Here is a 24,037-nt window from a genome sequence, read left to right as displayed (position 1 = left end):
AGCTAAAAGTTATATGGCTTTAGCCACTGGCTAGTTTTAGAAGCGATAGTAGAGATTAAAGCCTAAATTTAGTAACATTGCCTGTTCTATTTTAAGACTATCAATCGCAAAGGTAACTGAAAGCCAGTCATTTTTATATTGGATTTCTGGGGCGTTATTTTCAATATCAAATGAAATCCGTGTTGATGAATTTTCGTGTGCGATATCGAATCCTAAATAATAAAAATTTTGCTCGCCCTGTCTTTTATAACGCGCTAGATAACTTATTTGCTCGCTGTGATGATAAAAACCGATAAAGCTTAATTGTTTAGGTAACTTAAACTGATGTTTGCTGGTTGTTTCTTTACCACGATAAACAGGTAAGTAGGCGACCCCGCCAACACTATTAATAAAAGTACCATCGGTATCTATGTTGCCCGCACTAAAGCCAGATTCGTCAACGGTAAAATGGTTATAGATATCTTTTAAGTCAGCGTTAATAGATAAGTATTGGCTTAGCTGCCAACGTAAATGAATATCAATCGTTATACCTGTGCCATCGGCATCCCAATCATTACTGTTGCGGCGCTTTAAAAAATTATTGGCAGTATAAAACTCATCTAATTGTGCAATGGCAGATATATTGCCATTAAGATCACTAGCAAGGGTACCCGTTAAGTTAGACTCCCTCGTGACATTTAAGTCCCAATAACCGAGACGTATTTCACTACTAAAGTTTTCAAATTCATATTTATAGCCGATACGTAAACCATTACTACGCTGATGGAATAACTTTAATGCGATATGATATTCTTCTTGTGTGTCGAGTGCTAAATCGTTTTTGTCTAAATAGAATACTTTTGCTGTATCGGGATTTGAATAAACAAAATAATCATAGCGTTGTGCAACACTCAATGACAAGTGCTGCCAATAACTGCTCATACCCACTTCATTTTGTGTAAAACCGTCACTGGCATTTTTTTTTGGTGATTGTCGCCAGTTGTCAGTAATCAGTTGCTTAACGGGTAAAATATTACTAAATGATTGGCTTGTGGTAAATACTTCAATTTTTGTTGAAGCTTGAGAAAAAGTGGATAAAAATATCAATAGTAATAAAAATAAATAATTAACGTTCATTAACTTCCTTAAGTTCTAGCCGTGTTTTCCATGATATTTATTGTAGTTAAACAAAGTTTAAGTTTAATAAAAAACTTAACTTATAAGTAAAAAAATACCAGTCACACACATGACTGGTATTTTATCTCTACTTTTTGTTTAGCTAATGATGGAGGTTATAATGTTTCGGTTGTTTCATCGGTAAATACAAACCAAATAACACCATCACGATCTTCTATATCTGCAACTTTAGTTGCTGAAGAACCTACTACAATACTACCAATAACATCGGATGTTGAATCTTCCACATCATTCATTATGAGTAATACACCTTCGCTGTTATTTACACTAAAAGAGCCTTCTTCATCAGTTTTCATATGGGCAACAAACTTACGCATATTCTCATCGCCAGGCAATTTGTAACTCATTTCAAGATCGAACTTACCGTCATCAAAAGCGGTACGTTGACCTGATAGCATCAAGTTTACTTGGTAATCACCTAAAGTTGCTTCTAATGAGAGCGCAGCACTTAAATCTAAGAAGACATCTTCGTTTTCTAATGATTCATCACTATCTGGATGCGTGTTAACACCAGAAAAGGTTGTACTACCTATAACTATTGAAGCAATATCTTCGGTTGATAGTTCTGCTTCCACTGAACCTACACCGTCGATATATGTTGTTAAGTAAGATCCTCTTCCATTCACTATAAACTGCTTATAAGCTTCTAAAGCATTTGTTGTTGAAAAAGGATTAAAAGGTATCTGCCAATGAAGTTCAGCACTCTCCCAAGTATCAAATGCATAAAAAGGATTCTCTATTAAAGCGATACCATCTTCATCAACTAATACGCCTTCTTCATTGATGTAATCGCTATATGTGTATGATTGAGTAAAGTAATCAGCTAAACCATCATTATTTTCATCAATAGGAGTGATTCGAACTAATAGATAAAACTCATCGTCTATACCAAAAGAAGCGTGTCGGTTTATTAAGAGCTCTTCTACATCTAAATCAACATCATTCGTTGAAAAAGTTCTTATATCTGTAACCTCGTCTCCGATATTACTTGTTACATGGCGAGTAAAGGTAAAGTTAGCCGTGTTCGTATAATCAACACCGTAGACTCGAGTATAAGTATCGTCTTTTACAGTAACTGTGTTGCTGTCATCACTCACCGTTATTGTAAATACATCTTCAATTGGCAAACTCGAAGTAATATTTGCAGCAATTACTGTGACCCCCCCTTCAGCGATTGCAGAATAATCATTATCGCTAAAGAAAACTGATGCACGAGCACCTGTCGTTAAGTTAGTTTCAAGTTCATTACGTTCAAATGCTTTAATCTCAAATATAAATGCATCTGCTGCATTCGCTATTGAAGCGGGATACATTCTATGTGCTTCCATCAACTCTTCAAATGTATCATAGCTACTTGAGCCCCATTCAGGTGTTACTAAATCATGAACTTCACCCTCATTATTAACTAAAGCGTAATCGTCATTGATTATAGAACCCGAATAGCCTTTCCAAGTGTAACTATCAGCAACGCCATCACCATTATCATCATTTGGAGTAACTGTTTCGAAGAAAGCCCATTCGTCTAAATTGGTTGCAGTATCAAAGCCAGCCATTGTGCCATATGTTCGAGGAATTCGTGTTGTAGTGTTGACTCGATGTGGTGTTTCAGTAGATTGATCTGGATTCCAAATTGTTTCTTCGCTACTCCAAGCACCTTGTGTGTCATGAGAGGTAAAAACAAAAGTATAATCGACAGGTTGAGACATTAACTCTGAAGATATTGCATTCAGAGTGTTTTTATCATCAGATACGGTAATCGTATACATATCGGCAACCGGAGCGCCAATGTATTTAAATTCAGGAGCTTCGTAATTTTCTAAGTTTTTAATGTTAACAGTTAAAGTTGCTCTAATTAAGTTACCTTCTAACGAGCTAAACCCACCACTTAAGGTTAGCATTTCTGGAAGAATATTAGTTTCGGTACTCTTTAAGTATCGATCAACTTCACGCATAGGGTTACCATTTTCATCCCTAATAATTATGTAATTTTCATCTCTTGCATATTGTTCAACTGCATCTAAAACATGTGATTTAACCGGCATTAGCTTAGTTTTAATCATGCCAGTAAAAGCGACGGGGTCTATTACCGTATCACTTGCTTTTTGTTCTAAGATAACTTCAAGCGATAACTCCCCTGAGGTTATTTCTCCTGCGTAGGTATCATCTTCAAGTGAGGTTCGACTGATAGCACTATCAAGGTTAACTTTTGCGAAACTACCTTGAGTTAACGATAGCATGGCACCCGCTGATTCAATTGAACCATCAAGGTTTAAAACAATGCTTAAGCCGTCTTCAGCAAAAACAGCAGAAGCATTTAAGCTGATTTTTTCACTACCTGAAGTGGCACTGATTTTAAATAATATGCCGCCATTAGCCGTTTCTTCATCAAGCGTTATAGAACCTACCGCACCATCAATACTCAAAAATGGGCCTATTGGGAAGGTTCCCTCCGTAATGGTGCCTGCTTCATACCTTATGCCCATTTCTGATAAGGCGTCGGTAACGTCTGCTAGTAATAAAAAGCTCGCTGCTTCAGCCTCAACCATTAAACCAGCACTATCAATGAGCTCGATGTACTTGTCGCCTTCGGTAGTTACACCGGTATTGGCTTCTTTACCCACTTCAAATAGATGACTAAAGAGACGCACATCAGCAACCATAGCTTTTGCTTTAGCAATAGCATCACCTGTTGTTGGTACTTCCGTTTCAGGTTCACTGCGGCCATCTTCATCTTCATTGGCCTCTTCATATTCTGATTGATTTTCTAAGGTGATTTCTTGTTGGTCAAGCTCGCCCAGTATTTCACTGTTATCTTGGCTTGATAATATTGGATCTGCAGCTATCGCTTGAGCTGCAGCAGCTGCGACATCGCCAGCACTATCAAGAACTTCAACTAAAGACAGTTCAAAACCTTCATCGTTATCATCTTGATGTACCAGTAATGCGCCATTGTGTTCGACTATATCTTCAATAACATCGGCTAATCTATTTGATAGAACACCCGTAGCATTTTCTTGGCCGGCAAACAAAACAGACATAATGCCAGCATTGATCAAGCCGTAGCGTAACTCATTAACATTATCTTCACCTGCAACACTGGCTGCATTTTCGACAGCCGTTGGCTCAAGTGCCGTTAAACTGCCCATAATATTAAAAGCATTGGCAATAATAGAAGAGTGCGCTTGTATTGTTGTTTCACTAACTCCGCTTTCATCGGCTTCTATAAGTGCTGCGGCTAAATGGGTGAGAGCTGAAATATTTACATTTGCGGTCCCTGCATTATCACTCCCTACGGTTGAAATCGCTGATAAGACTAAGGTTGGATCAACAGTGGCTAGTGCTATTGGGGCGCCGTGGGCTAATTCACCACAACCTGCAGGAGCATCACATATCATCGTGGTGTTTTCACCTACAGATAATTCTACTTTGATAGCGCCGTCGTAATCTAAAAGGGTAATGGTATAGCTACCATCATCTTCAGTAATAATTGAAGATGCAGCTAACTCGGCATCTTCAAGTTTAACCGCTTTTCCGTCAACGTATTTATAAACAGTAACCACAGCGTTTGCTATTGTGCCTTTTATCGCTTTACCTTTGACAACGGTTTGTATGAGGACTGGAGCAGGTGGTGGTGCTATTGTAGGGGGTTTAGTACTAGAGCTACTGGAGCCACCACAAGCGGTGAGGGCTGAAATTAGCGCAAGAGAAATAATATTTTGAGTGAATTTCATTAAATAATCCTTATTCATATATGAGAAATATATCACGTATATTATTTAAGCAGATAAAGACAAGTTTTTAAAGAAAAAATAATAATTAGTCGTAACAATCTAAGAATAATTAGAAGGAAAGAGAAGGGGGATAAAGATTAAGTCACTAATAATTAACTATTATTAGTGACTTTTGGTGGGCGTTTTAACAATATTTAGCGTTCAATAAAATGGGTTATTTTATCAATAATACCTTTACTATCTAAACCAAGTTCTTGATGAATCTCTTGTTGGGTACCATGCTTGATAAAGGTATCAGGTAAGCCAATATTTAATATTTTAATCGCAACACCTTGGCTTAGTATATATTCATTGACTGCTGAACCTGCGCCACCTGCAATTGCATTATCTTCAACGGTCACAATAACACTATGGCTTTTTACAATGTGGTCGATAAGTGTTACATCAAGCGGTTTTATAAAACGCATATCAATGAGCGTAGTATTTAATTGTTGAGCCGCTACTTTAGCTTCATCAAAAGTACTACCAAAGTTTAAAATGGCAACCTTCGGCTCAGCACTATCAGTGGTTGTTTCTAAAATAGTTTTTGCTTTACCTATTTCAATTGTCTCGCTGATGTCAGGTAAAGGCGCACCGTTGCCTGACCCTCTTGGATAACGAACAGCCGCAGGACCATTATGCTTAAAACCCGTGCTAAGCATCAATTGACATTCTCGTTCATCCGATGGTGCCATAATAACAATATTTGGAACACAACGCATAAAGCTTAAATCAAATGAGCCTTGATGAGTTGGCCCGTCTGCGCCAACAATACCGGCTCGGTCAATTGCGAACAAAACGGGTAAGTTTTGGATCGCCACATCATGAATGAATTGATCGTAACCACGCTGTAAAAAGCTTGAATAAATAGCGACTACCGGTTTTTTACCGCCAATAGCGAGACCCGCAGCAAAAGTTACCGCGTGTTGTTCTGCAATCGCGACATCAAAGTACTGCTTAGGAAAGCGCTGACTAAATTCAACCATGCCAGAGCCTTCACCCATGGCAGGTGTAATGGCTATTAGTGAATCATTATTTTCTGCTGTTCTACAGAGCCAATCGCCAAATATTTTTGAATAAGTGGGTAAACATGGCTTACTCTTTGGCAAACTCGTTTGTGCGGGATCAAATTTAGGGACAGCATGATATTTTATCGGGTCTTGCTCTGCTGCGTGATAACCTTTGCCTTTTTTAGTGGCAATATGAAGGATTTGAGGCCCTTTTAAGTTACGCATATTAGTAATGGTATCAACCAAACCATTGACATCATGACCGTCGATAGGGCCAATGTAATTAAAGCCTAACTCTTCAAAAAAGGTACTGGGTACAACCATGCCTTTTAAATGTTCTTCGGCACGACTTGCTAATTCTTTAATAGGTGGAATACCCTTAAGTATGCGCTTACCACCCTCGCGTATTCCTGTATATATACTGCCAGATAACAATCTAGCAAAGTGATTATTCAATGCACCAACATTTTCTGAAATTGACATTTCATTGTCATTTAAAATAACCAGCATATCGCTTTTAATATCACCAGCATGATTTAACGCTTCAAAAGCCATACCTGCTGTCATTGCGCCGTCACCAATAACAGCAACAACTTTACGATTTTTGGCTTCTTGTTCTGCAGCAACAGCCATACCGAGTGCCGCAGAGATAGACGTGCTTGAATGGCCAACACTTAATACATCATATTCACTTTCTTCACGCCACGGAAAAGGGTGCAAACCATCTTTTTGACGAATAGTATGCAGTTGATCGCGCCGACCCGTTAAAATTTTATGTGGATAAGCTTGATGGCCAACATCCCATATCAGGTGATCAAAAGGCGTTTTATAAACATAATGTAATGCGACCGTTAATTCTATTGTGCCTAATCCAGAAGCAAAATGGCCACTACTTTTACTTACAGAACTTAATAAGTAACTACGCAGTTCTGTACTGGCCTGAATTAGCTGGCTTTTATTTAGCATGCGCAGATCGTCAGGAGAATTTATATTGGCCAATAAAGGGTAGTCGGCAAGATTTATAGTCATATTTATTTTGTTTATTCTTTAAATTGCAAGAGCAAGATCAATGAGCGCGTTTGATAATAAACGTCGCGAATTGAGCTAAGTTATCTGTATTGTAGGGTAAAGTTGCTAAAGCTTGAAGTGCTTGTTGATATAAGTTGTCAGCTTTTTGCTGAGCGCCCTGTAAACCTAATAGCGCAGGGTAGGTACTTTTATTAGAGGAAACGTCTGAACCTGCTGGTTTTCCTAGTTCTTCTTCACTAGAAATAATATCAATTATATCATCGCGCACTTGATAGGCTAAACCAATATGATCAGCAAAAATGGCGAGTTGGTGCTTTTCATCGGCAGAAATATCGTTACTTAACTCTGTAACCATGGTCACAGAAGCTTTTAACAACGCACCTGTTTTTAGTGAGTGTAGTTTTTCAAGTTCAACTAAAGTGATCACTTTATCGGTCGCAGAAATATCAAGTGCTTGTCCACCGCACATGCCTTGGTAACCTGAAGCATTGACTAATTGACGGATTAAGCTAATACGTTTTGATTCAACCGCGGCGCTAAAGTTATGATTAACTAAAATATCAAAGGCAAGTGTCTGTAAACTATCACCTGCTAAAATAGCGGTCGCTTCATCAAACGCTTTATGACAAGTTGGTTGCCCACGACGTAAATCATCATCATCCATCGAAGGTAAGTCATCATGAATTAATGAAAAAGCATGGATACATTCTAATGCTGCCGCAATACCGTCAACGTCAGATAATTCAAGTCCCAGTGCATCACCGGTAATATAACTTAAATAAGGACGCATACGCTTACCACCAATTAATAGGCCGTATTGCATTGCTGATAGCAATTTTTGATCATTTATTTCATAAGCGGCTAATTTGTCGGCAAGGTATTCATTAATGCGCGTTTGATAAAAGTCGAGTTGGTATAATTGGGTCACTAATTACTACCCAAACTTTCTGAGTCAACTTCGTTTTCAAAATCTTCAAGTTGGGCTTTACCATTCTTAGTCAGTAAAATTTGAATTTTTTGTTCTGCATTTTTTAACTTTTCTTGACTGGCTTGGCTGAGATTTAAGCCGCGCTCAAAAAGGGTCATTGAATCTTCTAAACTCAATGCTCCTTGTTCTAAATTCTGAACAATAGTTTCAAGTTCTAAGAGTGATTCTTCAAAGCTTAAGTTTTCTATTTTTTTCTTAGCCATCATCGAGAGTTCAGTGATTAAATATCTAGGCGCAAATTTATACCAAACGCCTTAATTAATCAATAAACTTCAAATGCTTTTGCCCCTTAATGACTATCATATACTTTCTATTGTCGGTCATTCTATGACTACATTGGCGCTTATATTTATCGTTAAAGCGCTGTGGTTAACGATAACTAGATAAATATAAATTGGGTAAGCTTAAATATGGCGAATTTAGTTGGCAGTATTAACTGTCTCTGGACTATACGTTGTTAAAGATATTGAACAATTATTTTGTTCAGCAAAGTTAACCTTAAAAATAGCGACTAATTACTTAAGTTATTGACAATATGGGCGATAATAAACTTATAGAACCGTAAGCCATTCATATGCAGTTTTAACTGCGCGCTTTGGATGGTTACGGTTAAATCACGAGTGTGGATAAGAATATAAGTATTCGCGTATCGTAATACCTTAATGTATTATCAAATAATACGACTATCCGTATCATTTTTTTGTGGAGACTTTTTTGTGGATATAGCAACAATATTAGGTGTAGTAGGCGCAATAGGTTTACTCATTATGGCAATGATGTTGTCTGGTGATATCGGCATGTTTATTGACGTTCAGTCAGTTATTATTGTTTTTGGTGGTTCAATATTTGTTGTTTTATCTAACTATAATCTTGGTCAGTTTTTTGGAATTGGGAAAATTATAGGTAAGGCTTTTATGTTTAAAATTGAACAGCCTGACGACCTTATTGAAAAATCAGTTGAAATGGCTGATGCCGCTCGTAAAGGGGGGTTTTTGGCTTTAGAAGAAGCAGAGATAACTAACGGCTTTATGCAAAAAGGGGTCGATATGTTGGTCGATGGCCACGATGCAGATGTAGTACGTGGCACACTAAAAAAAGATATTGAGCTTACTGCTGAACGCCATGAAACAGGCGTAGGTATGATGATGGCACTTGCTGATGTGGCACCCGCGATGGGCATGATTGGCACCTTAATTGGTTTGGTCGCGATGTTATCAAACATGGATGACCCCAAATCTATTGGTCCAGCTATGGCGGTTGCACTACTAACAACCCTATATGGAGCATTCCTCGCTAACGTTATTGCCATTCCTATAGCGTCAAAACTCAGGCTTCGCCTTGCTGAAGAAAAAATGAACCAGGAGCTTATTCTTGACGCTATTCTGGGTATTCAAGACGGACAAAATCCACGTGTCATAGAAGGGTTACTTAAAAACTATCTTGCTGAAGGTAAACGTGCTGTAAATACCACAGAAGAAGAGTAACGGGAGTAATTTATGGCTGAAAAATGTAAATGTCCACCTCCGGGGCTTCCCGCTTGGATGGGTACTTTTGCTGACTTAATGTCACTATTGATGTGCTTTTTCGTTTTGCTGTTATCTTTTTCTGAAATGGATGTTTTAAAGTTTAAACAAATTGCAGGTTCGATGAAGTTTGCGTTTGGTGTACAAAATAAGATTGAAGTAAAAGATATTCCTAAAGGCACCAGTATTATTGCGCAAGAATTTCGCCCAGGTAAACCTGAGCCAACACCTATAGAAGTTATTCAACAGCAAACCATGGAAATGACCCAACAGATGTTAGAGTTTCAAGCAGGTGATGAAACCTCTGCTGGTGGTCGACAAGAACAACGAGGTACAGAACGTGGTGGACAATCACAAAGTACTGCAGATGAAATGTCAGCCCAGGCAATGCAAAAGGCTCAAGACGAATTAGAGCAGGCTTCGCAAGAGCAAGTAAATGAATTAGTTAAAAAAATTGCTGATCAATTAGAACAACAAATTCAAGATGGTGCCATAGAGCTTGAATCTCTCGGACAACAAGTGATTATTCGTATTCGTGAAAATGGTTCTTTTCCTTCGGGTTCTGCTTTTTTACAACCACAGTTTCGCCCTATTATTAGAGAAATAGGTGAGCTACTCAACACGGTTCCGGGTGAAATTATGGTTTCTGCACACACAGATGATCGCGGTATTAGTTCAGAGTTATTTTCTTCAAATTGGGATTTATCAAGTAAACGAGCTGTCGCTATTGCTCATGAATTAATTAAAGTCCCTGAGTTTGACCAGTCACGTTTACTGGTTGTTGGTCATGCCGATACAAGACCGGTAGTGCCTAATACTAACGCGCTAAATCGCAGAAGAAACCGTCGTGTTGAGATTTCAATTAACCAAGGTAAAGCAAAGGAAACCGAACCTGTTTCTATTATTAAATAATAAATTAAGCCGATAAATTCAACTATCGTGATGGCGTTAAGTGATAAACCCCCGTTTATTGCTTAGCGTACATTTTTCAACTTACTCTTCATTTCAACTTACTCTTTATTTCAATTTCGTGTATAATTCGCGCCATTATTTTTGTCGGCCGATTATGGCCTTTAGTCTAGTTTTATATTTAGGGTCGTTTGTTCATGAAATTCATCGTAAAACTCCAATCTGAAATTGCTGTAAAGAGTCGCCCGGTTCGTAAGCGCTTTACTAAAATTTTAGAATCCAGCATTAAAAATGTTTTACGACGTGTTGATGAGCAAATTACCACTCAGGCAAACTGGGATAATATAGAGGTTAATACTAAAAATAACTGTCCTAAAAATCGTTTGGCACTTATTGATACCTTAAAATGCGTGCCGGGCATCGCTCATTTTCTTGAAGTTCAACAAACAACCTATACAGATGTGCATAACATTTTTGAAAAAACATTAGCAGCACACGAAAAGACAATTGAAAATAAAACGTTTTGTGTAAGAGCCAAACGAATTGGAACACACGACTTCAATTCCTTACAAGTTGAACAATATGTTGGCGGTGGTTTAAACGAGCACGTTGAATCCGCTAAAGTTAAATTGAAAAAACCTGATGTAACTATTCGATTAGAAATAAAAGATGAATACTTATTTATTGTCACAGAACGACATCAAGGACTAGGTGGTTTCCCAATAGCAAGCCAAGAAGATGTTTTATCATTAATGTCAGGTGGTTTTGATTCGGGTGTATCAAGTTTTCAAATGATCAGAAAGGGTGCTCGTACTCATTACTGTTTCTTTAACTTGGGTGGCGCTGCGCATGAAGTTGGCGTAAAACAAGTGAGTTACTACTTATGGAATAAATTCGGTGCATCACACAAAGTAAAGTTCTTTTCGGTTGATTTTGAACCGGTTGTTGCTGAAATTTTAGAAAATGTTGAAAACGGTCAAATGGGCGTTATTCTAAAACGTATGATGATGCGTGCTGCTGCGAAAATAGCGAAAAGAGCGAATATAGAATCTTTAGTTACGGGTGAAGCGTTAGGTCAAGTATCTAGCCAAACATTAACTAATTTAAATGTGATAGACCGAGTTACTGATACGTTAATTCTCCGTCCATTAGTCGCTTATGATAAACAAGATATTATTGATATCGCCCGTAAAATTGGTACTGAAGACTTTGCTAAAACTATTCCGGAATATTGTGGTGTAATATCAAAGCGCCCAACCATTAAAGCGGTATTATCTAAAATTGAAGCAGAAGAAGAAAACTTTGATTTTGATGTTTTAGACAAGGTTGTTGAAGCAACGCGTATGTACGATATACGTGATATTGGTAAAGAAAGTGAAGAAGAAATTCATGCAGTTGATACAGTAGACGATCTTCCTAGCGATTCAATCGTTATTGACATTAGAAGCCCTGATGAAGAAGACGAAAATCCTCTAGAACTTGAAAACGTCAACGTTGTTCATATTCCTTTTTATAAGCTATCTAATAAGTTTAGTGAGCTAGAGCAAGACAAAGAATATTTACTGTATTGTGATCAAGGTATAATGAGTAAGCTACAAGCACTTTACTTAATTGGTGAAGGCTATAAGAACGTTAAAGTTTACCGTCCTTAATATGACTCGTTAACTCGGGTCAATATTTATCCTCAAGTGCTTTAACAGCTAACCATAGTTGAGTATTCATCGCTGTGGTTAGTTTATGTTTCTCCCCTAAACGGTGAATGTAACCGTTGATATACTCTATTTCTGTACGACGTTTATTACGCACATCAGCGCGCATCGAAGAGGTGTTTCTATTGGTGCTTTTAGCAACATTATGGATTAGCTGTCGTAATAAAATTTCACTTAATATTACGCCTTCCTTCGTCGCTACAGCAACGACTTCACTGATAATATCTTCGGTCATTCTTTGGTAAGCTTTTTGATTTACTTCACCATTTTCAATGTCGTTTAGTGCTGAAATAGGGTTGATCACACAGTTAATGGCTAGCTTTTTCCATTGCGCTTGTTGAATGTTTTCTTGCCAGCTAAGCTGTTTCAGGCTTTTATTAAGGTGTTCTAACAATTGCTTTTGCTTTATTGAGTCCAGCGTCCCATAAATAATACCCAGATCGCTATGGCCCATACCTGTATGTTTAACATGATAAGGGGCGACTTTTTTAGCGCCTTGCGTAAGTAACAAAGCCAATAAACATTGTGATGGTTTAAGTCGTGGGCTAATTTCTTCGAGAGTTCCTAAACCATTGTGGGTAAGAATAATAACTGCATCGTCACTGATTAAATGATCAACAGCTTTCAACGCCTCGGTGACTTGATAAGATTTTACACAAAAAATTATAACGTCAGCACTGGCTATTAATTGGTTATCAGCCATTGTAAATGGAAAGCTTTTTGCAATATCATTCATTTCACTAAAAAGGTAATCAGATAATGTTGTTGGCGTTGACGGCCACAATGACACTAAGTTATCACCTTGTTGGTTAATTATCGCTTGAGAAAGCCGATGATAACAAAGTAAACCTATTGCACCTTGGCCAACAATAACAATATTCATCTTATCTTTTTATGCCTTTGGGCTGTTGATAAAGTAAAAAAATCCACTGAAGAACAGCAAAGAAAGATATGCCTACAACATCAGCGACAAAGTCAAAAAATTCCCCACTGCGAAAGCCTAAGTAATACTGGCTTAATTCAGTCAATGCACTATAAAAAAATAAACAAATAACCGTATTGATTAAAGGTAGTTTCATCAAACCGACTAAAATCCAAGTCAGACCAAAAAAACCAATAACATGGCCAATAGTATCTATTTGTATTTTATTAATAACGGTGGTTTTTAAATCGTCAGGGATCAAAAAAATCAGTGCTAATACCAGTAAAAAAACTAATATAATTAGTAGTTGAATGTAACGTTTCATTAAAGGGTAATTTTATGAAGTCATTAGTTTAGAATTATTCATCATAACATGTGAAAATAGCGGTTGCGATCACCTTTACCCGCTAGTGGTAATCTTGCTAAGATTGCCAACACTTAAATTATTGAATTATCGAAAGGTCAAGATCATGCCCTCAATGGATATCGTTTCCGAAATTAATTTGGAAGAAGTAAGAAATGCAACTGAAAACTGCAAGAGAGAATTAGAAACGCGTTTTGATTTTCGTGGTGTTGAAGCGAGCATTGAATGGAAAAAGCCCAATGTGGTAATAAAAGCTGAAGGTGACTTTCAAATAAAACAACTGGTAGATATGGTGCGCGTGCAGTTGGCAAAGCGTAATATCGATGCTAAAGCCCTGACCCTTTCTAATACTGAGCATACAGGTAGAACCTTCACTCAAAATCTTTCATTTAAAGAAGGTATTGAGCAGCCTATCGCTAAAAAAGTCATTAAGTTAATTAAAGACAGTAAGTTAAAAGTACAAGCGGGCATTCAAGGCGATCAAGTACGAGTGACTGGTAAAAAGCGTGATGATTTACAAGCGGTCATGCAATTAATTCGTGAAGGCGATCTAGAGCAATCTTTTCAGTTTAATAACTTTCGCGACTAATACCGAGCTTTCTTCATACGTTCAGTCTTTGAAGGGTGAATATCTCAATACTAAAAAACAGCACTATCGGTGCTGTTTTTTTATACGTTTACTTTTTGTTTTACCTGGTAAGTAATCTTATCTTTACAAGTACACGATGATTTTAGTGACAAATTGCTTACCTTTAGACAATTAACGCTGTTGTTTTGATGACACATTAAGTAGATTAACCGCATTCTAATAATAATAAAGATTACGTTTAATGAGTGTTTCAAGAGGTGGGTTTAGTTCTCGGATTGGTTTTATCATGGCAGCGGCAGGTTCCGCTGTTGGTTTAGGCAATATTTGGGGATTCCCAACACAAACAGCAAGTAATGGTGGTGCTGCTTTTGTTTTAGTTTATTTAGTTTTAGCCTTTTGCTTAGCTTACCCTGCATTTATGGCCGAATTATTGATAGGCCGATACGGGCAAGCGAATGCAGTTAGCTCGTTAGAAAAAATGTCACGCAGTCTTTGGCAGAAAAAATTCGCCTTCTTTGTTGGTTTTGGAGGCATAGTTTGTGCGGCACTTATTCTTAGTTTTTATGGGATTTTAGCTGGCTGGATGATGTCTTATGCCGTTGAACCCGTTTTAACCTTTGTTGGTTTAAGTGATGCAGCGCAATGGGTTATTTCACAATCTTTGTGGCGTAATTTAGGCTTTACCGCCTTATTCATGATCTTGACCGTTTTTATTATTCGCCATGGCGTTGAAGATGGTATAGAAAAATGGTCAAAACGTTTAATGCCAATGTTGATCGGTTTATTAATACTGTTAATTATTTATGTTGTTACCTTAGATGGTGCAGCTGAGGGATTAAATGCTTATTTGAACCCTGACTTTTCCCGTGTATTTGAAGCTGATTTATTAATTAGCGCATTAGGGCAAGCCTTCTTCTCTTTGTCACTAGGCACCAGTGTGATGATTATTTATGGTTCATATATTTCTAAAAAAGAGAATTTAATTACCCTAGGTGCACAAGTCACGCTTATTGATGTGTCTATCGCATTCCTAGCCGGCTTATTAATTATTCCTGCTATGTATGTTGCTCAAGCGCAAGGCGTGGCGATATTTGCTGATGATGGCAGTTTAATCAATGGTTCAAGTCTGGTCTTTACTGTCTTACCCAGTTTATTTGAAAGCATGGGTAATGTGGGCAGTTTTGTCGCTTTTGCTTTCTTCTTATTAATGTCTATTGCCGCTTTAACATCTTCTATTTCAATGCTTGAAGGACCGGTATCTTACGTGGTTGAGCGTCATGACCTTCCAAGAGAAAAAGCGACCACCTTAATTGGTATTGGTATTTTCTTATTGAGCGTGGTTATCGTTTTAAATATTGAAACTATGCTCGATTTTGTTGCCATTGCTGCTACGCAATATGGGCAACCTATTATAGCGATGCTATGTTGTGTTTTTGTTGGCTGGATTTGGCATAGAAATGATGTGCTTATGGAGCTTAAGCAAGGTCATGATAGTGCAGAGCATAGTGTGTTTTGGAAAATCTGGCCTTGGTATACCAAGTTTGTTTGTCCAACAGCGATAGGTGTTGTGTTTATTCATTCATTAAATCTTTTTTAAAACAGTAGAATTTAAAAATGAACATAAAAAAAGCGAGCTAAGCTCGATTTTTTTATGTTCACAGTATCAGTGAATTGGTTAGGATGACTATGCGTTAGTAAGTGGGATGGTGTTTTTCTTTCACCTTTGTCGTCATGCTGAATTTATTTCAGTATCAGGATGACGCTTTCAACAGGAGGCAATTGTTAGCTTATATTTGGCCAAGTAAGTGACCAAGGGGTCTTAATGGCCTCTAATTGTTGTTGGCAAGATTCACTTAAATATTTTTCTCCAGAAGATGGGCAAAGTACAAATTGATATTTTTCCCCATCTAAAGTGAAGCTCAGCGCGAATGCATGTAAATAACCACGTTGCTCTTGATAAGCGTCTTGCGTTGCGTAAAGTGGATCACCGAGTATTGGAGAGCCAATACTGGATAAGGCAACACGTAGTTGGTGGGTTTTACCACTTCGCGGTTTTAATAAATACAAACGCAGACCATCGCTAAGTGAATACGACAAGAACTGTGTAATCGCGGGGTTGACTTGTGTTCGTAGTAATTTCCACATGCCTCGGCGACTTTTTTCCATATCGCCTTTAATCAAACCTTGTTTTTTCTTAGGTTTTTTATCACTGATCGCCAGGTAATATTTTTCAACCTTATGTTGTTCAAATAACGTTTGAAACTGTTGCGTAGTCGCTAAGTTTTTTGCAAAAATCATTAAACCTGAAGTCATTTTATCAAGGCGATGCACCGGGAATAAATCATCAAATTTACCTTGCGCTTTTCCCTGTTTTTTAACTTGGTTGAAAAAACCTTGCTCAAGGTCGCCTTCATCATGGAAGTTAACATCGGCCGGTTTCTCTACAATAATAAAATTATTGTGTTCAAAAATTATATTAATCGATTGCACTTATGAGAGCCCTAATCCTACCAAGATATAAAGAATAATTGTGAGCACAGCACCAAATAATGCATAAGGTAATTGTGTCTTAACATGTTCGAAATGATCACAACCACTGGCGATGGATGCAACCACGGTAGTATCAGAAATAGGAGAGGCGTGGTCGCCAAATACGCCACCACCTAACACTGCAGCGACTAAAAATTCTATCGGTAACCCACTCTGTTGAGCGATAGGTACAGCAATAGGCACCAATATAGCAAAAGTTCCCCAAGAGGTTCCTGTTGCAAAAGCCATTAACGCCGCGGCAATAAAAATAACGGGTGCCATTAAAAATAACGGCAGTTCAACATTAAATAATTCACTGACATAAATACCTGTGCCCAAGCCTTTTATTGCGTCACCAAAAGCAAATGACAAGACTAAAATGGCAACAGCAGGAAACATATGTTTAATGCCTGCAGCTGAGCTGAGGGTTATTTCTTTAACACTAAGGAGTTTATTCAAGGTAATTAATAGCACTAATAAAATAAAAGCGCTGATGATTGACCAAAACACAGCAAATGAGCCTGAGCCACGGCGTATGTCGCCATCACCTGTTATCCATAATAAAATTAGGGTCAGTGCTAATAACGTTAATAAAGGCAACCACATGATATAGGCTGGCGCTATCTGTTTTACAGTATCTTGTTGCTGATCGGTTACCAAAGACTCTGCTCTTTTCATTGGACCATAAATTTTTCCGCTGTAGGCGGTATAAAAAGCCAATAAAATAGCGATTATTGCGTAAAAATTATAACTAACAGTACCTATTAGAACACCCACTGAGTCGGCAAGTTGATAATCATCAAGTAACCCTAATACATAAGCACCCCAGCCGTTTACTAATAATAAGATGCTTACTGGCGCGCAAGTTGAGTCAATTAGGTAGGCTAGCTTTGCGCGGCTCATTTTATATTTATCAAAGAGTTTCTGACTAGCCATACCAGCAGTAAACATACTTAAATTAGTATCGGTAAAAATACTGGTACCAATAATTGTCGGCAGCATACTCGCTTGTCGAGCGTTTTTGACTAAATTTAATGAAGACAGTTTTTCGATAAAACCATTAACCGCGCCTGATTTATTCATTAGGGTTACTAACGCGCCAATTAATAAACTAAAACTAACAATATAAAGGTTACTGGTAGAAGTGAATACACCACCAATCGCCAAAAAACCATCGGTTATGCCCGTTATTATTTGCCAGTTGGTAGACATTATACTTGCTAAAATTAAACCGCAGAATAAAGCTAATAGAGCGTTTTTTCGCCAAATGGCAATCACAATAGCAACAAGTGGAGGAAGTAATGATAAAGGACTGTCTTGCATGATTTTAACTATTTTCTTATTATTATCTTATAAGGCACTTTACCGTAAGCGCTAATGTTTAGAAACTGCTTTGTAAGAGATTCATACAAATTTGATTAGTTTTATTTTGAAAATAAAACTAGCGTATTACGGTCTAGTGCTTTTAGAAAATGAATGTTTATTTTGAGGATGTCACTTAAGATTGATTTTTAATACGATAAAGTATTGAAAAGTTAATTATTACCCTCAAATAGTCAATAGCAGCTACGCTTAATGTATTAGGGATTATTTTTGAAACTTTCTTTTGATGACTATGTAATGGCATTTAGCCAAGATGAACATTTATCTTCCTTAACAGGCATTGGGCGAGGCATAGAACGAGAAGGCTTACGCGTTTTACCTGAAGGACGTTTGTCATTAGCCCCCCACCATAAAAGCTTAGGCGCTGCGTTAACACATCCTAATATCACTACGGACTACTCAGAAACGTTATTAGAGTTTATTACACCGGTGAGTTTTGATCCCGAAACAACTATCGCGCAATTACAAGATATTCAAAAATATACCTTAAGTAAAATTGATGGCGAACTGCTGTGGCCAATGAGTATGCCATGTTTTGTTGATAATGATGATGCTATACCGCTAGCAAACTATGGTTCATCAAACGTAGGTCAAATGAAAACAGCCTATCGTCAAGGGCTAAAAAATCGCTATGGTAGTATGATGCAGGTTATTTCTGGTATTCATTTTAATTTTTCATTTTCTCAAAATTTTTGGCAAAGTATGCAAAAAATTTCAGAAAATAAGGCACCAATAAATGATTTTATATCAGAAAAATATTTTTCATTATTACGTAACTACAAACGATATTGCTGGTTGATACCTTACCTTTACGGTAGCTCGCCAACTATTTGTGGTTCATTTTTGAAAAATAAAACCACCACGCTTCCTTTCAAAAAGTCAGCGAGTGGTTATATGTACCTTGAGTACGCTACATCGTTGAGAATGAGTGATTTAGGTTACACCAACAGCGAGCAAGCATCGTTGAAAATTTGTTATAACGATTTAAGTGGTTACTTAGATGGTGTACAAAATGCGATTAATTTACCTTCAGAAAAATTTGCTGCCTTTGGTGTAAAGGTTAACGGAAAATATCAGCAACTTAACAGTAATATTTTACAGATTGAGAATGAACTTTATGCGCCTATTCGGCCTAAGCAAGTTGCTAAATCTGGAGAGAAACCCTCAGAAGCATTAAGAAATAGAGGGGTTGAATACATTGAAGTACGCGCCCTTGATGTTAATCCATTCTCTGATACGGGGATAAGCATTGAGCAAGTTTATTTTCTCGATGTTTTCATTACCTATTGTGCCTTAGCAGATAGCCCTTTATTTACTTATCAACAACAAGAAAGCTGCGATGCCAATATGGACGAAGTTGTTGTTCGAGGCAGAGATCCACTTTTACTACTCAATGATAATGGTTGTGATAAATCAGTGAAAGCCTGGGGCAGTGAAATTTTCCAACAAATGGAGAAAGTCGCAATCTTATTAGATAGTGCTTATGGCAGTGACAAATATAGTCAAGCGGTGGCCAATGAACAACAAAAATTGCTTGATCCTAATTTAACACCTTCCGCTCAATTACTTGATTGTGTGGTAAATCAAAATCAAAGCTTAACGGGCATCGCTTTACAAAAAGCACAAGACTATCGTCAACAGTTACTAGCGGCAGATTATCAGGTGTTTAATGAGCAGTATTTTATTGACGCGGCAACAAAGTCACATCAAGGGCAAAAGGATATTGAAAACGCTGACCAAGTAGATTTTGATACTTTTTTAGCTGACTATTTTGGTAAATAGTCTTTAATAATTACTCGCCAGAATAGCGCGTTAGTTAACGTGCTATTCTATCTTTCACTCCTGACAATAAAACTCTTGTTCAAGTATAACCGTTCTCGTAAGACCTCACTTCCTTGTTGCGTTGACTTTACTCATTTCATTTTGCTAAATAATAAGCAAACATTTTGCTAAATAATAGGCAAAAAAAAACGCATTACTTAAAAAAGAATGCGCAACAAAAACATAATAATTAAGGGAAACATAAACACTTATAAAGTAAGAGTGTTAGTTGTGGTTTTAGTTCCATTTATTTAGCTATTTTTATTCATTGTTTTATCGACAGAGTCGTTGGTGATTAAATCGGTTGTTGCGGATAAAATGTTGATACACGTTTACTAGAATTTAGGCAAAAAAAAACGCATTACTTAAAAAAGAATGCGCAATAAAAACATAACTACTAATAACTACTAAGGGAGAAACATAAACACTTATAAAGTAAGAGTGTTAGTTGTGGTTTTAGTTCCATTTATTTAGCTATTTTTATTCATCGTTTTATCGGCAGAGTCGTTGGTGATTAAATCGGTTGTTGCGGATAAAATGTTGATACACGTTTACTGGAATTTAGGCAAAAAAAACGCATTACTTAAAAAAGAATGCGCAATAAAAACATAACTACTAAGGGAGAAACATAAACACTTATAAAGTAAGAGTGTTAGTTGTGGTTTTAGTTCCATTTATTTAGCTATTTTTATTCATTGTTTTATCGGCAGAGTCGTTGGTGATTAAATCAGTTGTTCCGGATAAAATGTTGATAAACGTTTACTGGAATTTAGGCAAAAAAAAACGCATTACTTAAAAAAGAATGCGCAATAAAAACATAACTACTAAGGGAGAAACATAAACACTGCTAAGTAAGAGTGGCAGTTCTAGTTTTAGTTCAATAATGTTTCATTTAAAATGAAAAATATTTTTTACACTACTACTCTCACTATTATCTAGTTGGTATAAGGTCGTCTTTCTGGCATGATAACAATATCCAATCCAATAACGTACTGATGTTATGTCGTTTATTAAACCTTTTCTTATTTCATTGTTCAGCATCATACTCCTCTCAAGTTGTGCTACATCACCGCCAAAAAATCCTGAAAATATCTGTGAAATTTTTCGTGAACACCGTGATTGGTATTTTGCTGCCAAAGAAGTGCGTGAGCGTTGGGGGGTGCCTATCCATGTGCCCATGAGTATGATGTTCCAAGAAAGTTCATTTAGAGCCGATGCTTTGCCTCCTAGAGACTATTTACTGGGTTTTATCCCTTGGGGTCGGGTAAGTACTGCTTACGGTTACTCTCAAGCAAAAACGATGACTTGGGATGATTATATTAAAGAAACAGACAATTCTGGCGCCGACCGTGATGACTTTGACGACGCTATCGATTTTATGGGTTGGTTTATATTTAAAACACAGAAAATTAATAAGGTCTCTAAATGGGATGCTTACAACCAATATTTAAATTATCACGAAGGTTGGGGGGGCTTTAAACGTCGCTCTTATAAACAGAAGCCTTGGCTGGCAAAAGTCGCCCGCAAAGTCGATAACCGAGCACGGCGCTACAGTAGCCAATTAAAAAGCTGTGAAGCAGATTTAAATCATGGTTGGTTATGGCGATTATTTTTTGCATAAAGTTTATTTGTCGATATAACTGTAATTAGCTTTGTGAGCATGGTCTTTTATAAAAAGGTCATGCTTTTTAGTTTTAAGGCTAAATTAAAGCCAATGATTGTTCGCCGAGTTACATAACATAAGTAGTGATAACATGTAGCATAAATAGTGCTTATATAATCTCTTTGCAGTAAAAATGCTCGCAAAGGCTTTCGTTTCTTATCATAAAAATTATTGTAAAAAAAACTTCATAAATATTAAAGAAAGGCATTGCATTATTTGAGGGCTGGCTCTTATTGGGCTGCGTTTTGTTATCCACAGAAATTGTGGAAAAATCATTATTAGATCAAGTGGTGTGAATAACTCTGTGAATAACTTTGTGGCTTGCTGCTATTATCCACAAAAGAAGAAATAAGAGCATCTAAAAGTAATTGTTACTTATGATAAGGATTTCATAAAAAAAGGCCTTAAAATGATGATTTAAGGCCTTGTGTTATATCTGTGGTGTAACCAAACTTGCTACTTTTCTTTATCATTATCGAGATAAAGTTCAGGAAGGATCCTAACTGTTTTGATCATATTATCTGAGACATCAACAATTTCTAAAGGGTAACCTGCTATACGTACACTTAAATTAGCTTCTGGTATATCTTCTAAATATTCGATAATTAAGCCGTTTAATGTTTTAGGGCCATCGGTAGGGAAATTCCATGTCATTTCTTTATTAATATCCCTCACCGTAGCACTACCATCGACTAAATAACTACCATCAGGTTGTGCATTAACCTCTTCACTTGTCGTCGGCGTCATCGTTGTTGTAAAGTCACCAACGACTTCTTCCAAAATATCTTCTAGGGTTACTAAGCCTTGAATGTCCCCATATTCATCGACGACTAAGCCTAATCGTTCTTTGGCATGCTGAAACTTTAATAGTTGCACATTCAGGGTGGTGCCTTCGGGAATAAAATATAATTCTTTTATTGCTCTGATTAAGGTGGTTTTAGTAAATTGATTTTTGAATAAGAGTTTCAATGCATCACGTAGATGAATATAACCGACAACATCATCCATATTGTCTCGATACAATAACACACGGGTATGGTTTGATTGTGCCAGTTGTTTTTGAATCTTTTTCCAGTCATCATTAATATCAATGCCCACTAACTCATTACGTGGGATCATAATATCTTCAACGGTCACTTTCTCTAAATCAAGAATACCGACCAACATATTTTGATCGCGCTCGGGTAACATAGCCCCAGAGTCATTAACAACGGTTCTAAGTTCTTCTGAGCTTAAACTGTGATGAACACGTTGTTCAGAACTAACACCGATTAATAGCAATAAACCGTTAGTGATCCAATTTACAGCAACAACGAAAGGGAACAACAGCTTCAATAAAACAGATAAGACAACTGAGCTTGGAAAAGCGATTTTTTCAGGGTATAACGCCGCTAATGTTTTTGGGGTTACTTCAGAAAAAATAAGCACAACAAGTGTTAATGCAATGGTTGCAACCAACACACCCATGTCACCAAATAAACGTAAGCCGATAATAGTGGCAATCGCAGAGGCCGCTATATTAACAAGATTATTGCCAATAAGTATTAAACCAATTAAACGGTCTGGACGCTCTAATAATTTACTGACGCGTTTAGCACCTTGATGATTTTGTTTTTCTAAATGGCGAAGTCGATAGCGGTTAAGCGACATAATGCCAGTTTCAGATCCTGAAAAATAGGCTGATAGAATAATTAGAATGCCAAGAATGGCAAAGAGCATTTCCGTTGATATGTTGTCCAAAAAAGGAACCCTATGTTGTGTTATAGATAGTCATTAAGTACGTTATATACTTATTTAATGACCATTATTTTGATAATTTACAGTAAAATAAATTCTTTAACAAATCGACTACCGAAATATGCCAATGTTAATAAAGCACTACCGGTAACCATTAATATTAATACTCGATGTCCTCGCCAACCCCTATTGTAATGACCCCAGAGTATCGTTGAATAGACCAGTAGGGCTAATATAGACAATATTGTTTTATGTAAGTTTTCGTGTGAGATCATCCCATCTAAAAATAAGAAGCCAATAACTTGGCTGAGTAATAAAAAACTCGTGCCAATACTTAATATAATAAAAAGCTGACCTTCAACTTGCATCAGTGGCGGTAAATGATTGACCGCCGCCAAATTTTTTGTTTTTAATTTAAAATGGATGTAAGCCACTTGAAACGCATAAAGTGTCGCAATAATCAGCGTACAATAAGAGAGCAGTGCAAGCGTTACATGGCTTATTACACTTAATTGGTGATTAATTAAGGGGGCTTGTTCAACACTCGGTATGAATACCATCAAAAATTGCCAAATACCCGCAAAACCATAAATAACTGGTAAGAGTAAATTCACCTTAAAGCGCAAAGCAAATGCAGAGACTGATAAACAAATAATTAAACTGACTAAAGAAATAACGTTAGGCAATGCAAAGTTAATATCCGCTTGAGCAACTAAAAACTGTGCATTACTTAACGTGTGAAGCACCATAGCTAAACAGCCAAAAAATAATACAAAAACTAAATTAGGCCCTTTAGGGTGAAATAAACGTAATAACATTGCAGAAGTTGCTACAGCATAAGCAAAAAATGCAATTAAAGAACAAATATCCGAAAAACTCACAACGTGCTCCCACACAAGAACTTAAAAGTTAGGT

The 24,037-nt window shown here is 37.1% G+C and carries 18 protein-coding genes; 7 read left to right on the top strand and 11 right to left on the bottom strand.

The window, feature by feature from the left end; all coding sequences use genetic code 11:
• Positions 1-36: 36 nt before the first annotated feature.
• The 5 genes from H4J76_RS06475 to H4J76_RS06455 form a co-directional block, all read right to left on the bottom strand.
• Positions 37-1,116, bottom strand: a complete 1,080-nt coding sequence (locus tag H4J76_RS06475; protein WP_182216707.1) for a hypothetical protein — start codon at positions 1,114-1,116, stop codon at positions 37-39.
• A 155-nt stretch (positions 1,117-1,271) separates the two neighbouring features.
• Positions 1,272-4,907, bottom strand: coding sequence for a hypothetical protein (locus tag H4J76_RS06470; RefSeq protein WP_182230287.1), 3,636 nt, complete (start codon positions 4,905-4,907; stop codon positions 1,272-1,274).
• A gap of 194 nt (positions 4,908-5,101) precedes the next feature.
• A complete protein-coding gene (gene dxs, locus H4J76_RS06465; protein ID WP_182222792.1) occupies positions 5,102-6,985 on the bottom strand; it encodes a 1-deoxy-D-xylulose-5-phosphate synthase in 1,884 nt (627 codons plus the stop codon).
• 37 nt (positions 6,986-7,022) lie between these two features.
• Entirely contained in the window at positions 7,023-7,913 is an 891-nt protein-coding gene (gene ispA / locus H4J76_RS06460) for a (2E,6E)-farnesyl diphosphate synthase (protein ID WP_182230286.1), read from the bottom strand.
• The gene (locus H4J76_RS06455; RefSeq protein WP_070375867.1) at positions 7,913-8,176 is read right to left on the bottom strand and encodes an exodeoxyribonuclease VII small subunit; all 264 of its coding nucleotides are present in this window, start codon (positions 8,174-8,176) and stop codon (positions 7,913-7,915) included. The genes ispA and H4J76_RS06455 overlap by 1 nt, the downstream gene beginning before the upstream one ends.
• A gap of 513 nt (positions 8,177-8,689) precedes the next feature.
• On the opposite strand from H4J76_RS06455, the gene pomA reads away from it, so the two are divergent.
• The 3 genes from pomA (at position 8,690) to thiI (ending at position 12,057) form a co-directional block, all read left to right on the top strand.
• Complete coding sequence (gene pomA / locus H4J76_RS06450) at positions 8,690-9,457, top strand: flagellar motor protein PomA (protein ID WP_182216714.1); 768 nt, start codon at positions 8,690-8,692, stop codon at positions 9,455-9,457.
• 12 nt (positions 9,458-9,469) lie between these two features.
• Positions 9,470-10,408: a flagellar motor protein MotB gene (locus tag H4J76_RS06445; RefSeq protein ID WP_070375869.1), complete on the top strand. Its 939-nt coding sequence runs from the start codon at positions 9,470-9,472 to the stop codon at positions 10,406-10,408.
• A 194-nt stretch (positions 10,409-10,602) separates the two neighbouring features.
• Positions 10,603-12,057 (top strand): tRNA uracil 4-sulfurtransferase ThiI, encoded by a 1,455-nt coding sequence (gene thiI / locus H4J76_RS06440; RefSeq protein ID WP_070375870.1) that lies wholly within the window; start codon positions 10,603-10,605, stop codon positions 12,055-12,057.
• Between the two features lie 19 nt (positions 12,058-12,076).
• On the opposite strand, the gene H4J76_RS06435 is transcribed toward thiI, so the two are convergent.
• Both H4J76_RS06435 and H4J76_RS06430 read right to left on the bottom strand, forming a co-directional pair.
• Entirely contained in the window at positions 12,077-12,997 is a 921-nt protein-coding gene (locus H4J76_RS06435) for a ketopantoate reductase family protein (RefSeq protein WP_182230285.1), read from the bottom strand.
• 1 nt (position 12,998) lies between these two features.
• The gene (locus H4J76_RS06430) at positions 12,999-13,361 is read right to left on the bottom strand and encodes a VanZ family protein (protein ID WP_182230284.1); all 363 of its coding nucleotides are present in this window, start codon (positions 13,359-13,361) and stop codon (positions 12,999-13,001) included.
• Positions 13,362-13,506: 145 nt separating this feature from the next.
• On the opposite strand from H4J76_RS06430, the gene H4J76_RS06425 reads away from it, so the two are divergent.
• A complete protein-coding gene (locus H4J76_RS06425) occupies positions 13,507-13,989 on the top strand; it encodes a YajQ family cyclic di-GMP-binding protein (RefSeq protein ID WP_182216720.1) in 483 nt (160 codons plus the stop codon).
• A 241-nt stretch (positions 13,990-14,230) separates the two neighbouring features.
• A complete protein-coding gene (locus H4J76_RS06420) occupies positions 14,231-15,586 on the top strand; it encodes a sodium-dependent transporter (protein ID WP_182230283.1) in 1,356 nt (451 codons plus the stop codon).
• A 185-nt stretch (positions 15,587-15,771) separates the two neighbouring features.
• Here the strand turns inward: H4J76_RS06420 and H4J76_RS06415 are convergent, their stop codons facing one another.
• A complete protein-coding gene (locus H4J76_RS06415; protein ID WP_182222796.1) occupies positions 15,772-16,479 on the bottom strand; it encodes a TIGR01621 family pseudouridine synthase in 708 nt (235 codons plus the stop codon).
• On the bottom strand, positions 16,480-17,841 hold the full coding sequence (locus H4J76_RS06410) for a Na+/H+ antiporter NhaC family protein (RefSeq protein WP_182230282.1): 1,362 nt from the start codon (positions 17,839-17,841) through the stop codon (positions 16,480-16,482).
• Positions 17,842-18,111: 270 nt separating this feature from the next.
• Between H4J76_RS06410 and gshA the strand changes: the two genes are divergently transcribed.
• Both gshA and H4J76_RS06400 read left to right on the top strand, forming a co-directional pair.
• Positions 18,112-19,683: a glutamate--cysteine ligase gene (gshA, locus tag H4J76_RS06405; RefSeq protein ID WP_310733620.1), complete on the top strand. Its 1,572-nt coding sequence runs from the start codon at positions 18,112-18,114 to the stop codon at positions 19,681-19,683.
• 1,039 nt (positions 19,684-20,722) lie between these two features.
• Positions 20,723-21,343 (top strand): hypothetical protein, encoded by a 621-nt coding sequence (locus H4J76_RS06400; protein WP_182173615.1) that lies wholly within the window; start codon positions 20,723-20,725, stop codon positions 21,341-21,343.
• Positions 21,344-21,841: 498 nt separating this feature from the next.
• Here H4J76_RS06400 and H4J76_RS06395 read toward each other — a convergent pair whose 3' ends face one another.
• Both H4J76_RS06395 and H4J76_RS06390 read right to left on the bottom strand, forming a co-directional pair.
• Entirely contained in the window at positions 21,842-23,125 is a 1,284-nt protein-coding gene (locus H4J76_RS06395; RefSeq protein ID WP_182216728.1) for an HlyC/CorC family transporter, read from the bottom strand.
• Positions 23,126-23,202: 77 nt separating this feature from the next.
• Complete coding sequence (locus H4J76_RS06390) at positions 23,203-24,003, bottom strand: cytochrome c biogenesis protein CcsA (RefSeq protein ID WP_182230281.1); 801 nt, start codon at positions 24,001-24,003, stop codon at positions 23,203-23,205.
• Positions 24,004-24,037: the final 34 nt, after the last annotated feature.

The organism is Colwellia sp. BRX9-1, assembly GCF_014077195.1.
Classification (GTDB): domain Bacteria; phylum Pseudomonadota; class Gammaproteobacteria; order Enterobacterales; family Alteromonadaceae; genus Colwellia_A.
This window is presented reverse-complemented; position numbering and strand designations above follow the sequence as displayed.